Annotated in this window: 9 protein-coding genes and 1 pseudogene; 3 read left to right on the top strand and 7 right to left on the bottom strand. The window is 62.6% G+C overall.

Going from position 1 to position 15,031, the window contains the following annotated elements; genetic code table 11:
* The first annotated feature begins 28 nt into the window (after positions 1 to 28).
* Positions 29 to 2,554, top strand: a complete 2,526-nt coding sequence (locus AOA59_RS05495; RefSeq protein WP_099486281.1) for a sulfite reductase flavoprotein subunit alpha — start codon at positions 29 to 31, stop codon at positions 2,552 to 2,554.
* A gap of 131 nt (positions 2,555 to 2,685) precedes the next feature.
* On the opposite strand, the gene AOA59_RS05500 is transcribed toward AOA59_RS05495, so the two are convergent.
* From AOA59_RS05500 to ptsP, 4 genes are all read right to left on the bottom strand, one after another.
* Positions 2,686 to 4,227: an alkaline phosphatase gene (locus AOA59_RS05500; protein WP_099486283.1), complete on the bottom strand. Its 1,542-nt coding sequence runs from the start codon at positions 4,225 to 4,227 to the stop codon at positions 2,686 to 2,688.
* 102 nt (positions 4,228 to 4,329) lie between these two features.
* Entirely contained in the window at positions 4,330 to 6,048 is a 1,719-nt protein-coding gene (locus AOA59_RS05505; RefSeq protein WP_058419289.1) for a PTS fructose-like transporter subunit IIB, read from the bottom strand.
* 11 nt (positions 6,049 to 6,059) lie between these two features.
* Complete coding sequence (gene pfkB, locus AOA59_RS05510; protein ID WP_099486285.1) at positions 6,060 to 7,001, bottom strand: 1-phosphofructokinase; 942 nt, start codon at positions 6,999 to 7,001, stop codon at positions 6,060 to 6,062.
* Positions 7,002 to 9,860, bottom strand: coding sequence for a phosphoenolpyruvate--protein phosphotransferase (gene ptsP / locus AOA59_RS05515; RefSeq protein ID WP_099486287.1), 2,859 nt, complete (start codon positions 9,858 to 9,860; stop codon positions 7,002 to 7,004). It lies immediately after the preceding gene.
* Positions 9,861 to 10,154: 294 nt separating this feature from the next.
* On the opposite strand from ptsP, the gene cra reads away from it, so the two are divergent.
* Positions 10,155 to 11,150 (top strand): catabolite repressor/activator, encoded by a 996-nt coding sequence (gene cra, locus AOA59_RS05520; RefSeq protein WP_099486289.1) that lies wholly within the window; start codon positions 10,155 to 10,157, stop codon positions 11,148 to 11,150.
* Positions 11,151 to 11,152: 2 nt separating this feature from the next.
* Complete coding sequence (locus AOA59_RS05525) at positions 11,153 to 11,929, top strand: TatD family hydrolase (RefSeq protein WP_099486290.1); 777 nt, start codon at positions 11,153 to 11,155, stop codon at positions 11,927 to 11,929.
* On the opposite strand, the gene AOA59_RS05530 is transcribed toward AOA59_RS05525, so the two are convergent.
* The 3 genes and pseudogenes from AOA59_RS05530 to AOA59_RS33455 all read right to left on the bottom strand — a co-directional run.
* Positions 11,876 to 12,304 carry a hypothetical protein gene (locus AOA59_RS05530; RefSeq protein ID WP_065911636.1) on the bottom strand — a complete coding sequence of 143 codons (429 nt, stop codon included), beginning with the start codon at positions 12,302 to 12,304 and terminating at the stop codon, positions 11,876 to 11,878. The two genes, AOA59_RS05525 and AOA59_RS05530, sit on opposite strands and share 54 nt — an antisense overlap.
* A 126-nt stretch (positions 12,305 to 12,430) precedes the next feature.
* Complete coding sequence (locus AOA59_RS33450) at positions 12,431 to 13,144, bottom strand: methyl-accepting chemotaxis protein (protein ID WP_371919057.1); 714 nt, start codon at positions 13,142 to 13,144, stop codon at positions 12,431 to 12,433.
* A 144-nt stretch (positions 13,145 to 13,288) separates the two neighbouring features.
* A pseudogene (locus AOA59_RS33455) lies at positions 13,289 to 14,428 on the bottom strand (HAMP domain-containing protein); the annotation flags it as partial.
* Positions 14,429 to 15,031: the final 603 nt, after the last annotated feature.

Here is a 15,031-nt window from a genome sequence, read left to right on the forward strand (position 1 = left end):
GACATCCAGATGAGCGAGGCGGTCCGACGTGTTGAAAAAAACCCTGTTCCAATTGCACTGGTTCTTCGGCATCACTGCCGGGCTGGTGCTGGCGTTGATGGGGATGACCGGGGCTGCGGTCTCGTTTCAGGATGAAATCCTGCGGGCGCTGAACCCCACAGTCTTGAAGGTCGAAAAACGCGAAGCCGGTGTGCTGCCGCCTGCCGAACTGGTGCGCAAGCTTGAGGCCACCGAAGGCAAGACCGTATCGATGCTGTGGGTGGAAAGCGACAGCGGCAACGCCGCGCGCGTGTTCTTCACCGCCCCGCCGGGCGAACGGCGTGGCCAGATGCGCTACTTCGACCCCTACACCGGCGATTACATGGGCGATGCCGTCGGCCAGGATGTGCTCGGCTTTATCTTGCAGCTGCACCGCTTCCTCGCCATGGGCGAAACCGGGCGTAACATCACCGGCGCCTGCACCCTGATCCTGGTGTTCTTCTGCCTCTCCGGCCTGTACCTGCGCTGGCCGCGCCAGGTGGCGAGCTGGCGCGCCTGGCTGACGCTGGACTGGCGCAAGAAAGGCCGCAGTTTCAACTGGGACCTGCACTCGGTATTCGGCACCTGGTGCCTGCTGTTCTACCTGTTTTCGGCGCTCACCGGCCTGTATTGGTCCTACGACTGGTACAGCCAGGGCCTGAACAAACTGCTCTCCGACGCACCGCAAAACGAGCGCCTGCGCAAGCGGGGCCCGCCGCCCGAAGGCGCGGCCCCGGTGGCCAACTATGACGCGATCTGGAGCAGCATCTACGCCAACGCCGGCCCCGGTTTGATCGCCTACAACATTCGCATGCCGGCCGTCGCCGGGCAGCCGGCCATTGTGTATTACCTGCTCAACTCATCGCCCCACGACCGCGCGCTGAACCAGATCAACCTGGACCCTGCCACCGGCGAGGTCAAATCCCACGACCCGTACGCCAGCAAGACGCTCAAGTCCCAATTGCTCACCAGCATTTATGCACTGCACACCGGCAGCTATTTCGGTTGGACCGGGCGGATCATCCTCACCTTCAGCTCGCTGATGATGCCGTTGTTCTTTATTACCGGCTGGCTGCTGTACCTGGACCGTCGCCGCAAAAAACGCCAGGTGCGCGACGCCCGCAAAGGCCTCGGCGCCAACCACAGCGACGCGCCGGCCTGGCTGATCGGCTTTGCCAGCCAGAGCGGTTTCGCCGAACAGTTGGCCTGGCAAACCGCCGGGCAATTGCAGGCCGCCGGTTTGCCGGTGAAGGTGCAGCCGCTGGGCAGCGTCAGTCAGGACGACTTGAGCCAATCGCAGCACGCGCTGTTTGTGGTCAGCACCTTCGGCGATGGCGAAGCGCCTGACAGTGCGCGGGGTTTTGAGCGCAGCGTACTGGGCCAGGACTTGTCGCTCAAAGGCCTGAACTACTCGGTGCTGGCCCTGGGTGATCGCCAATATGAACACTTCTGCGGGTTTGCCCGGCGCCTGCATTTCTGGCTGACCCACCAGGGCGGCACGCCGTTGTTCGCGCCGGTGGAAGTCGACAGCGGCGACAGCGAAGCGCTGCTGATATGGCAACAGCAACTGGGCCAACTCACCGGCCACGCACCGGCAGCGACCTGGCAGGCGCCTCAGTTTGAAAACTGGCCCCTTAGCCATCGCACCCTGCTTAACCGCGACAGCGTTGGCTCAGACATCTACCTGCTGGGCCTCACGCCGCCTGCGTCGCAAAGCTGGCTGGCCGGTGACCTGGTGGAAGTGCTGCCGCGCAATTGCCCGTGGGCCATTGAGCATTTCCTCGCCGGCCTGGGCCTGGTCGGCAGCGATGGTGTGTTGATCGACGGCCTGGCGCAAACCCTCAACCAGGCTTTGGCCACCCGCCAACTGCCGGACAACCGCGCGCACCTGGTCGGCCTGCACGCACAGGCGCTGGTCAACGCACTGGTGCCCTTGGGCACGCGCGAATACTCCATCGCCTCGATCGCCAGTGACGGCGTGCTGGAGCTGATCGTGCGCCAAGAACGCCACCCCGATGGCAGCCTGGGCCTGGGCTCCGGCTGGCTGACCGAATACGCCGCCATCGGCTCCGGCATCAGCCTGCGCCTGCGCCGCAACAGTGGCTTCCACTTGCCCGAAGCGCCGGTGCCGCTGATCCTGCTGGGCAACGGCACCGGCCTGGCCGGCCTGCGCAGTTTGCTTAAAGCGCGTATTGCCGATGGCCAGCAGCGCAACTGGCTGTTGTTCGGCGAACGCAATATCGCCCACGACTACCTGTGCCAGGACGAGCTGCAAGGCTGGCTGGCCAGCGGTGACCTGGCGCTGCTGGACCTGGCGTTTTCCCGCGACCAGGCAGAGAAAATCTACGTACAGGACCGCCTGCGCGAATCGGCAGACGTATTGCGTAGATGGCTGGCCGAAGGCGCCGCAATTTATGTGTGCGGCAGCTTGCAGGGCATGGCCACGGGTGTGGATCAAGTGCTGCACGAGGTGCTGGGCAGCGAAGCGGTGGAACGCTTGATTGAGCAAGGCCGCTATCGTCGGGACGTGTACTAAGCCCTCATAAACACCGAGGAGCAACTGTGGGAGCTGGCTTGCCTGCGATGCAGGCACCTCGGTGTATCAGTGACACCAGGGTGATGCCATCGCAGGCAAGCCAGCTCCCACACTTTTACGTGCATTGCAGGTCAGACGGGCTGCAGCTTTTGCTCGAACACCGAGACCCCATCCAGGTCGCGCAGGATCACGGTCAACTCCGCCGTCTGCCCATCAATCTGCACCTCACCAAAAAACTGAAACCCGGCAAACGGCGAGGTGTTCTGCGCAGGCGGTGCCTTCTGGAACACCACCTCCGGCCCGAAGGTTTTATCCAACTGATTAGGCCCGAAGCTCCCCGCATTCAGCGGCCCCGCCACAAACTCCCAGAACGGCTCGAAATCCTGGAACGCCGCACGGTCCGGGTGGTAATGATGCACCGCGCAGTAATGCACATCCGCCGTCAACCACACATGGTTGCGCACCTGCTGCGCGCGTAAAAAACCCAACAGCTCGGCAATCTCCAACTCACGCCCCTGGGCCGGGCCTGGGTCGCCATTGGCGATGGCTTCCCAACGAGGTACGCCAGGGCTGACTTCACCGTCGGGCACGCCCAGGCCGATAGGCATATCGGCGGCGACGACTTTCCACTGCGCTTGCGAGGCCTTGAGTTCGCGCTTGAGCCAGTCCAGTTGCTCACGGCCCATAAAGGGTTTTTCGCCGCTCAGGTTGTCGTCGTTAGGCCCGCGATAGCTGCGCATATCCAGCACAAACACATCCAGCAACGGCCCATAGCTGAGCTTGCGATAGATGCGCCCGCCGCCATCGGCGCTCTGGCGGCGCATCGGTGAATATTCCAGCCAGGCCTGGCGTGCGCGGCCAACCAAGGTGTTGATGTCCCTGGTCTGGTAACGCTCATCGAGCACCTTGCTCGGCGACCAGTTGTTGATTACCTCGTGGTCGTCCCACTGCCAGATCTGCGGCACTTCGGCATTGAAGCGGCGCACGTTTTCATCCAGCAGGTTGTAGCGGTAATTGCCGCGATACTCGTCGAGGGTTTCGGCGACTTTGCTTTTGGCTTCTGTGGTGATGTTGCGCCAGATGCGCCCATCTTCAACGGTCAGCTGCGCCGGCACCGGGCCGTCGGCGTAGATGGTGTCGCCGCTGTGGATAAAAAAGTCCGGCAGGCGCAGGCGCATGGCTTCATAAATGCGCATGCCGCCGATGTCCGGGTTGATACCAAAACCTTGGCCCACAGTGTCGCCGCTCCACACAAAACGGATGTCGCGACGTTGCTGCGGCACGCTGCGCAAGTGGCCGAACCACGGCTCGCTGGCGACGCCGGTCTGGGCGTCTTCAAAGTGCACACGGTAGAAAATCGCCTGATCAACCGGCAGCCCGGTGAGTTCGACACGAGCGGTAAAGTCGGTGCGGCTGTCGGCCAGCGGCGAAATGAATTTGCGCGGGTTGCTGAACACGCTGCGGGTGTCCCACTCCACCACCATCTTCGCCGGGCGGTCGCTGCGGCTCCAGATCATCGCGCGGTCGCCCAGCAAGTCGCCGGACTGCACGCCGTCGGTGAGTTGCGGGCGGTCCTTGACCGAGGCGATCACCGCCGGCGCCAGCCCCGGCAGCAACAGCCCGGCGCCAACGGCTTGCATCACACGGCGACGGCCGAGATCGAAGTGGCTCATGCGGGTGCCCTCTTGAGTATCAAAAGGGAGACTTAAACACGGGAGCATGAAGCGGATGTGACACCGACCGTAAGAACACCAGCTCCCACATTTTGAACAGTGTCAGGCCTTGGCTGAAGTGACCGCCATCTCCGCCGCCTCCGGGCGTTTGATCAGCGCATACACCAACCCGGTCACCAGGCTGCCCGCCACAATCGCCAGCAAATACAGGAGCGCATGGTTCATCGCATTCGGAATCACCAACACAAACAAACCGCCATGGGGCGCGGCGAGTTTGCAGCCGAAATACATCGACAGCGCGCCGGTCAAGGCACCACCGGCGATGCTGGCCGGAATCACCCGCAGCGGGTCTTTGGCCGCAAACGGGATCGCGCCTTCAGAGATAAAGCACAGGCCCAGGATCATTGCCGCCTTGCCCGCCTCGCGTTCGGTCTGGGCGAATTTGCGCCGCGCCAGGAAGGTGGCGATGCCCATGCCAATCGGCGGCACCATGCCAGCGGCCATGGTCGCCGCCATCGGTGCACCGCTGGACGCGGCCAGCAGGCCGACCGAAAACGCATACGCTGCCTTGTTGATCGGCCCGCCCAAATCCACGCACATCATGCCGCCCAACAAAATGCCCAGCAGCACCGCATTGGTGGTGCCCATGGTGCTGAGAAAATCCGTCAGCCCCGTGAGCAACCGCGCCACCGGCGGGCCGACCAGGTAAATCATCGCCAGGCCCGTGAACAGGCTCGCCAGCAGCGGAATGATCAGGATCGGCTTGAGCGCCTCCAGGCTTTGCGGCAACTGCACCGCGCGGGTGATCAGTTTGACGCAGTAACCAGCAAGAAAACCGGCAAGGATGCCGCCGATAAATCCGGCGCCCAAGGTGCCCGCCAGCAAGCCGCCGATCATGCCCGGCGCGAGGCCCGGACGGTCGGCAATCGAATAAGCGATGTAGCCCGCCAGCAACGGCACCATCAGCATAAAGGCCTGGTCGCCGACGGTTTTGAGGGCGGCGGCCAAGGTGCCCTTTTCTTCAAAAGCATGGATGCCGAACACAAACGACAAAGCGATCAACAGCCCGCCCGCCACCACCATCGGCAACATGAACGACACGCCGGTGAGCAGGTGTTTGTACACGCCGGTTTTTTCTTTTTTGGCGACCGCACCGCTGCCGGCGTTTTCTACCGCGCCTTCGGCCAGCGCCTTGTTGAGCGTGGCCTCGGACTGCTTGAGGGCGATGCCGGTGCCGCAGCGGTAAATCTTCTTGCCGGCGAAACGCTCGGTGGCGACTTCGATATCCGCCGCCAGCAACACTACATCGGCATCGGCGATGGCCTGCGCGCTCAACGGCGTGCGTGCGCCCACCGAACCCTGGGTCTCGACCTGCAAGTCATAACCCAACCGCTTGGCCGTTTGCTGCAAGGCTTCGGCGGCCATGAAGGTGTGGGCCACGCCGGTCGGGCAGGCGGTGATCGCGACGATGCGCGGGGCATTCTTCGCCGCCACCGGGGCTTGGCTGGCGACGTACTCCTGGGCCTCTTCGGCGCCACGGCGCAGCACCGCGTCGACATCCGCCAGCGCCTGGGCCGGCGTGCTCTGGAATACACGCTTGCCGACAAACCGCTGCATATCCACCGGTGTGCTGCTGACCAGCAGCACCCACTCGGCCGCATCGATAGTCGCTTGGGACAACGCCCGCTCCGGGCGCTGCACATCCACGACTTCGGTGCTGGTGCTCCAGCCTTGGCGCTGCGCGGCGGCGTCCAACAAGCGGGCGCACAGCACACTGGTGACCATGCCGTTCGGGCAGGCAGTAACAATGGCTAACTTCATCACAAACCCTCTTATTGTTCTGTCAGCGTGCGCACACGGACGCCGCTTTCGAGGCGCGCCAACTGCGCGTCATCGCTGATGCCAAAACCGATCTGCGTGACCGCCATGGCGGCAATCGCCGTGGCCCGACGCAAGGTGACTTCCGGCAGATCACACCCAAGCAAACCGTGCAGCATCCCGGCCAGCAAGGAATCGCCTGCACCCACGGTGCTGGCGACGCTGACCTTGGGCGGCGTGGCCTGCAGCGCGGTGCCCGGGCTGAACCAGTTGACACCGTCGGCGCCGTGGGAGACCACCACATGCTCCACACCTTGAGCATGCAAACGTTCGGCGGCCCGGGCCTGTTGTGCGATGGTGTCGGTGGCGCAATCGAGAGCTTCGGCGAGTTCTTCGGTGTTGGGTTTGATCAACCACGGGCCGGCCTTGATGCCGGCGCGCAAGGCTTCGCCGCTGGTGTCGAGGGCGACTTTCAGGCCGAGGTCTTTCAACGCGTGTATCAGTTCCTGAAACCACTGTGCACTGACGCCACGCGGCAAACTGCCGGCGACCACCACCGCATCGAATTCAGGGCCGATAATCGCGACCATTTTGAGCAGTTTTTTTTGCGCCTGCTCACTCACCAACGGCCCCGGCGCATTGATGTCGGTGACCCGACCATCCTGCTCGGCAATCTTGATGTTGCTACGGGTTTCGCCCGGTACGCGGATGAACACGTCACCAAACCCGCGGCTGGCGATCAGTGCCTCGAAAGCCTCAGGGTTTGAAGCGCCGAGAAAACCGCCCACGCTCACGTCATGCCCGAGGTCCGCCAGCACCTGGGCGACATTCACGCCCTTGCCGGCAGCATGGGTCAGCAGGGTTTCGCTGCGGTTGACGGCACCCGGTTCCAGGTGTGCCAGACGTACCGTAAGGTCCAACGCCGGGTTCAGCGTCAGGGTCAGAATCTTCGCCATTTACACGGCCTCCACTAGGGCTCGTACTTCGGCGGGCGAGCCCACCACGAGCGCTTTTTGCGCCAGGCCCTGGGCCTCGCTCAGACTGAATTCACGCACCCGCGCTTTCACTTCGGGAATGCTGCGGGCCGACACACTCAACTCATCCACACCCAGGCCGACCAGCACCGGCACCGCCAGCGGGTCCGCCGCCAGTTCGCCGCACACGCCGACCCATTTGCCATGGGCATGGGCGGCGCGCACGGTGATGTCGATCAGTTGCAACACGGCCGGGTGCAGGCCATCGGCCTGGGCCGACAAGGTTGGGTGGCCACGGTCGATGGCCAGGGTGTACTGGGTGAGGTCGTTGGTGCCGACGCTGAAAAAGTCGACTTCCTTGGCGAGTACCGGCGCCAGCAAGGCGGCGGACGGCACTTCGATCATGATGCCCAGTTGCAGGTCGGCTACCGGGATTTCCAGGCGCAGGCGCTCGGTCATATCGCGGGCGGCACGCCATTCATCGACGCTGCCGACCATGGGAAACATGATGCGCAGCGGGCGGTTGTCGGCCGAGCGCAACAGCGCACGCAATTGCGTCTCCATAATCTGCGGGCGCTGCAAGGTCAGGCGAATGCCGCGCACACCGAGGAAGGGGTTTTCTTCCTCGGCAATCGGCCAATACGGCAGCGGTTTGTCGCCGCCCACATCCAGGGTGCGCACCACCAGCGGGCGACCGCCCAGGCCGTCGAGCACACGGCGGTACTCGGCTTCCTGGGTGGCCTCATCCGGTGCCTGCGGGTGGGCCATAAAAATCAGTTCGGTGCGCAACAGCCCGATACCTTCGGCGCCCTGCTCCACCGCCGCCGCAACGCCGGCGCTTTCACCGATATTGGCGAACACTTCCACGGCATGGCCGTCGCGGGTCAGGGCCGGTTCATGGCGCTGCGCCGAGGCCGCTTGCAGGCGCTGCTCGCGGGTGTCGCGCTCGACCGTGGCGCGTTGCAGCGTGGCCGCGTCGGGGTCGACATGCAGGCGGCCGCGCTGGCCGTCGAGCAATAGCTGTGTGCCAGCGGCCAGCAGCAACACCGCCGCGCCGGCGCCTACCAACGCGGGGATGCCCAAGGCACGCGCAACAATCGCACTGTGGGCCGTGGCGCCGCCACGGGCAGTGAGGATGCCGGCGACGCGGGTGGGGTCCAGGCGCGCAACGTCAGAGGGGCCGACTTCATCCATCACCAGGATGTAAGGTTCGCTCGGCTCCTGGGCGGTCTCAAGGCCGCACAATTGCGCCAGGACCCGGCGACCAATGTCGCGCAGGTCGGCGGCGCGCTCGGCGAGCAAGGCATCCTGCAACGACTCTTGCTGTTTGGCCGCAGCTTCGATCACGCTCATCCACGCCGCTTGCGCGCTCTCGCCTTGCTTGAGGCGCGTGTCGACTTCGTCGGTCAGCTCCGGGTCGTCGAGCATTTCCTGGTGGGTGATGAAAATCTCGCGGATCGCCTTGGATTGGCTGCGCTCGATCAAGCCCTGGATATCAGCGCGCACGTCGGTGAGCGCGGCATGCAGGCGCTGGCGCTCAATGGCCGCAGACTCGCCACGCAGCGGGTAATCGAAAACCTGTTGGGTCTGGATATGCGCCGGGCCAATGGCAATGCCAGGCGCGGCGGCGATAGCCTGGACCTGGCTGCCGGACACGGGCGCGCTGATCGCGGGTTCACTATCAAGAGGCGCTGGCTGGGCACTGACGGTCGGCAGCGGCTCGACTTCTTCGCCAAGCCCTTGCTCCACCGCTGCCAACAGCGCGGGCAATGCATCACCGGCAATCGCAGGTTCGGCGACAAACTCCAGCACCTGGCCGCGACGGGCGCCGAGGCTCAGCAACTTACTCAGGCTTTTCACCGAGACGGCACCCACCGGGCCATCAACGATGCGCACGCGGATATCGCCGTCAAAACTTTTCGCCAACTGCGCGAGGATCTTCGCCGGCCGTGCATGCAAACCATGGGCATTGGCCAGGGTAATGCGCGCACTCGGCCAATCCGGCGGCAGTTCACCGCCCAATACTTCAAGCACTGCACGGCTGCTGGTAGCACGGCCCAACTCCTGGCCGCGCCCTTCAATCAACAAGGCGCACAGGCGTTCGAGCAAGGTTTGATGCGCCTCACCCAGGCTGGCCAGGCAGAACAGGCCGTTCAGGGGCTGGCCGAGGTAACGCATCGGTTTGTCCGGCGTCACAAACGCAAGGCCTGGGCGCTTCACCGTCTGCTCGCTGTGCAGCCACCACAGGCCATCGCCCAACGGCAGCGCGTCGACTTGCTGCAACACGGCGGCGAAACCATTACTGACACAATCGGCCTGACGCAACAGGCGTGCGCCGCGCCAGACCAGCTCTTCAAAATCGTCGGCCGACACGCCCAGGCTGATCATCTGCGCGTCCAGCGCCAGTTCCTGCGGTGCGCCTTGCAGCAGTTTCAGCAAGGCTTCGGCCGAGCCGGCACGCCGCAGCGCCTGGCCCAGGTCGGTTTCACCGAGGGCGCGGGTGAGCAGTTGCAGCAGGCGCAGGTGTTCATCGGATTTGGCCGCGATGCCAATCGCCAGATAGACGATCTGCCCGTCGCCCCAATCCACCCCTTCGGGGAATTGCAGCAGGCGCACGCCCGTGGAAAACACTTGGTCGCGGGTTTCCGGCGTACCGTGGGGGATGGCGATACCCTGGCCGAGAAAGGTCGAGCCTTGGGCTTCACGGGCTTGCAAGCCGCTCAGATAACCCTCGGCGACCAGGCCGTCGGCCACCAGTTTGTCCGCGAGCAGGTGCAAGGCAGCAGATTTATCCACAGCCACCTGGCCCATGGAAATCTGCTCTACAGTGAGCTCAAGCATGCCGTTCTCCTAGTTAGTGCAATGTGGGCACTAGGTATTGTTTTGAATAAATCAGCGCAGGCGCGTTCAAAAATAGCTGACTGAGTGGTCAATTGGCAGTAGCCACTCAGCGGCGAACATCGTAAAAATACGCTTGCTGAAACGTTTAATCTAGAATTTATGGCAGATTATGCGCTAATTATGCAAGCTTGAAGGACCACTCGGCACTTGAGCTCAGACAATAGTCGTGTGCAGGAATCGGTTACGATTGGACAAAATGTCGGGGCAAGCTCTAAAAAACAAGGAAATCCCGGTTTGAAACTCAGTGATATTGCACGTCTGGCCGGTGTGTCCGTTACCACCGCCAGCTATGTCATCAACGGCAAAGCCGAGCAGCAACGCATCAGCAACGCCACCGTCGAGCGGGTGCGTGCCGTGGTCCAAGCCCATGGCTTTACGCCCAACCCTCAGGCCGCCGGGCTGCGCAGTCGGCACACGCGCACCTTGGGTTTTATCTTGCCCGACCTGGAAAACCCCAGCTACGCGCGCATTGCCAAACTGCTGGAACAAGGCGCGCGGGCGCGCGGCTACCAACTGCTGATCGCCAGCTCCGATGATGAAGCCGACAGCGAACGCCAGCTGCTGCAACTGTTCCGCGCGCGGCGCTGCGATGCGCTGTTCGTCGCCAGTTGCTTGCCGGCCAGCGATGACAGCTACCGCGAGCTGCAAGCCAAGGGCCTGCCGATTATCGCCATCGACCGGGTGATGGAACCCGGGCACTTCTGCTCAGTGGTCAGCGACGACCGCCAGGCCTGCCAGCAACTCACCAGCAGCCTGTTGCAGCCGTTGCCCAAGCAGATCGCGCTGATCGGTGCGCACCCGGAACTGAGCATCAGCCAGGAACGCGCCGCAGGTTTCCGTGAAGCCTTGCGCGACTTCAAGGGCGAGGTGCTGATCGAACAAGGTGAGGCTTTCAGCCGTGACTGTGGCCGCCAGTTGATGGAAGAACTCCTGCAACGCCTGGGGCATTTGCCTGACGCGCTGGTGACTACGTCCTACGTGCTGCTGCAAGGTGTGTTCGATGCGCTGCATGACTTCCCGCTCAAATCCCGGCCGTTGCGCCTGGGCACGTTCGGCGACACCCAACTGCTCGACTTCCTGCCCTTGCCGGTCAACGCCATGGCCCAGCAACATCAACTGATCGCCGACACCGCCCTGCGCCTGGCCCTGGCGGCCATCGAAGAAGAACAGTACGAGCCCGGCGTGCATGCCATCGGCCGGACCTTCAAGCAGCGCATACACGAGGCTTGAGCGTGGAGCTGATCGACACCCACACGCACCTGGACTTCCCGGATTTCGACACCGATCGCCGGGAAGTCCTCGCTCACAGCCGCCAACTCGGCGTGCAACGCATGGTGGTGCTGGGTGTGTATCAGCAGAACTGGCAACGGCTGTGGGACCTGGTCCAGGACGATGAAGGTTTATTCGCCGCCTTCGGCCTGCACCCGGTGTATCTGGATGAGCATCGCCCCACCGACCTGATCGAGTTGGGTGATTGGCTGACCCGCCTGCACGGCCATCGGCAACTGTGCGCCGTCGGTGAGATCGGCCTGGATTACTTCCTCCAACAGCTGGACCGCGAACGCCAGCAAAGCCTGTTTGAAGCGCAGCTGAAACTGGCCGTGGACTTCCAGCTCCCGGCCCTGCTGCACGTGCGCCGCAGCCACGCGGCGGTGATTGCCCCCCTCAAACGCACCCGCCCGCCACGGGGCGGCATCATTCATGCGTTTGCCGGCAGCGTTGAAGAGGCCCGCGAGTACATCAAACTCGGTTTCAAACTGGGCCTGGGCGGCGCGGCCACCTGGCCCCAGGCGCTGCGCATGCACAAGGTACTGACCCAGCTGCCGCTTGAGGCGCTGGTGCTGGAAACCGATTCGCCGGACATGGCACCCGCCATGTACCCCGGCCAGCGCAACAGCCCGCAACACTTGCCGGACATCTGCAAGGCTTTGGCCGAACGCATGGGCATCAGCCCTTCAGTGCTGGCCGAAACGAGCACACGCAACGCGTACGAGCTCTTCAACTGGTAGCCCATTGACCGCCTGCAGTTCCAGGGTGAGCCGCTGCCGGTGGCGCACATAGCGCAACATCAGAAAGTGGATCAGCACCACCAGCAATGAAACGTTGAGCTGCCCGACCATGCTGATCAGGCCCAGCCACTCGGCCACCATCGCCACGATCAGCACCACGCTGGTCAATACCATCAAGCTTGGGTGCACCATGGCCCAGTGATCCAGGGATTTGAACTGGCGCAGTTGCCTGGGGCAGTTCACTTCCAGAACCCACTGACAATACGGGCAATCAAACGGCTCACGGATGGCAATGGCGTTCAATTGCCAGGGCTTGAGCTCGAAGGTGATGTCGCAATGGGCGCAGTGCCCTTTGATGCCGATAACCGCCGTCATCGCGTTGCCTCCCGAGACCCCTGAGTGGGTAAAACAAATTCTCACCCAATCACAGTCTCAAAACAGACACAGCGAAAAATCGGGACAGGCACCACAAACGATCGAGTCTATTCCTACGTACAGGTCTTACACGCGAAATGCCCCGATCAAGTGCTTCAGCTCAATGACCTGCAATGACAGCTGCCGGCTGGCGGCCTCGGTCTGCTGCGCGCCCTGGGCCGCATGTTCGCCGGCTCGATTGATTTCGACGATGTTCTGATCGATATCGTGCGCGACGGCGGTTTGCTGCTCGACGGCAGCGGCGATCTGCTGGTTCTGGTCGACGATCATGCCCACGGCGCCAAGGATATTTTCCAGGGCCTGCTGGACCTTTTCCGACTGAGCCACGGTGCCGTTCGCCATGGTATGGCTGGTGCCCATGGCCTTCACCGCCGCGCCGACACCGCTGTGCAAACGGCTGATCATCTGTTCGATTTCTTCAGTGGAATGCTGGGTACGTCTTGCCAGGGTGCGCACTTCATCGGCCACCACCGCAAAACCACGCCCCTGCTCACCGGCACGCGCCGCCTCGATCGCCGCATTGAGCGCCAGCAGGTTGGTTTGTTCGGCGATGCTTTTGATCACCTCCAATACGCTGCTGATGGACTGGCTGTCGGTGGCCAACTGGTTGATCACCCGCACCGATTCATCAATCTCCGAGGCCAGGCGTGCAATGCTGCCTTGCTGGGATTGCACCAGGCCACGGCCGGTGACGGTTTCGTCGTTGACGCTTTGGGCGCTGTTGACCGCCGTCGCCGCGCTGCGTGCCACTTCCTGGGCGGTGGAAGACATCTGGTTCATCGCCGTCGCCACCTGTTCAATCTGGCTGCGCTGGCCGGACACCGCCTGATTGCTTTGCGAAGACACGGCCTGCACCTGGCCGGCTTGCAGTTCGACCTGGCTGACGGTGTGCCCCACGCGTTCGATCAAGTCGTGGATCTTGGCCACAGTGCCGTTAAACACTTGGCCCAGGTCGCCCAGTTCATCGCGACTGCGGGCCTCAAACGTGACGGTCATGTCGCCGGCCGCCACTTTGTCCATCATCGCGCCCAGGCGGCGCAAGGTGGTGCGCGTGGAGGCATAGAAGCCTGCATACAAATAGAAGATCAGCAGGAACACCGCCACCAGGGCGCACACCAGCACCACCATGTGCAGGCGGTTTTGCGCCAGGCACTGCTGCAGTTGCTGCTCAAGGAACGTCAGGGTGGCGTCATTGAGCTGGTAGGTCTGGGCCATCAGTCGGCTGACATCGTCGTAGAAACCTTGCCATGGCGCGTCGAGGGTTTGCGCCATGACAACCTGCTCTTCAAACAACTCGCTGCCTTGCTTGAGGCTGGCACTGCTGGCCTGGGCCTGGCTGTCGAGCGCCGTGTGCGCGGCGGTACTGGCGCCCAAGGCATCCTGCAGCTTCAAGGCGTATTCAGCCTGGAGTTTTTCCAACTGTTGCAACAGTTCGTCAAAGTGCGTGCTGGAGGATGAATTGAGAAAGCCCTGGCCCAGGGAGTACGCGCCCATGGCCCGCCCCTCGCCGAGGGTTTGGGTGACTTGCGCGGTGACGCTGGTGAGCAGCTCACTGAGCTGGCGCAAATCAGTCTGAGGGTCACGGCTCAAGCCGGACTGGCTGGCAATAATCTGGCTGAGCATCTGCGCCTTGTTGAGTAATTTGCCGATCAGCGCGCTTTTGCTCAGCAGCGAGGTTTCCTGTTGCTGGGCCTTGAAGGCGGCGATCAACTCGTCGCGCTTGCCCTCGAAGGCGCTGGCTTGCTCGGGGTCGGCGGTCATGGCGTTGAGGCTTTGCAGGCGGCTCAGCACGCCCTGCTCCAGGGCACTGATCTTGCCTTCAAGATCGCCGGCCTTGCCTGATTGCCCCAGCACCGCGTTGATCTGCACCTGATTGTTCAGAGTTTCCAGGTCACGCCGCAACGCCAGGCTGCTGCCGAGCAAATCGAGGCTTTGCAGTTCGATACGGGTGCCCTGGAATTGCGACCAGGAGTCACGCACCAGAAAATAGTTGGTCGCCAGCATCGGCAGCAGGAACAGCACGCTGATCAGGCTGAACTTCATGCCGAAGCTCAGGCGGTTCATCAGGGCGACAGCGGGATAGAGCAAGCGCTTCACGGTTGAGCTCCCTTTCTTATTTTTATTGAGGCGCAGGGCGGCGGCAGATAGCCACTATTTGGCGCTCTGACTGTATAGCTCAATTTGAAAGGGAGTTTTGTAACGTAAGGTTAACGGCTTGGAAATTCACCACAGACCCAATGTGGGGATGCAGGCACCTTGGTGTATCAGGCATACCGAGTTGATGCCATCGCAGGCAAGCCAGCTCCCACAGTTGACCGAGTATGACTCTGCTGTTGCTGTTGCTCTGGCCCTTACATCCTTTTCGATGACGAAGTCAGCGGTCTTTTGATCTACGCTTTTGATCTTGATCTTGATCTGAAATCGCCCCGTCAAACACGATGGCCGGAATCTGACAGTGATTTGGGGGGTAAACCGGCAGGGATGCCGGTTTAGCCGCGCTGGGCCAAGGATGGCCCATCGCGGCGGCCCCCCAAATCACTGGCGGATTGCGGGCATGCCGAGCCATAGCGAGGCACCGAGTGTTGGGGCGTGTACGGGACAACCACATGGGTTACACAAAAGTGCATTCACATAGGTAACACTTTGAGTGAAATATAGCCGTCCTTG

The sequence above is a fragment of the Pseudomonas sp. 2822-15 genome (assembly GCF_002742515.1).
In the GTDB taxonomy this organism is placed as follows: domain Bacteria; phylum Pseudomonadota; class Gammaproteobacteria; order Pseudomonadales; family Pseudomonadaceae; genus Aquipseudomonas; species Aquipseudomonas salomonii.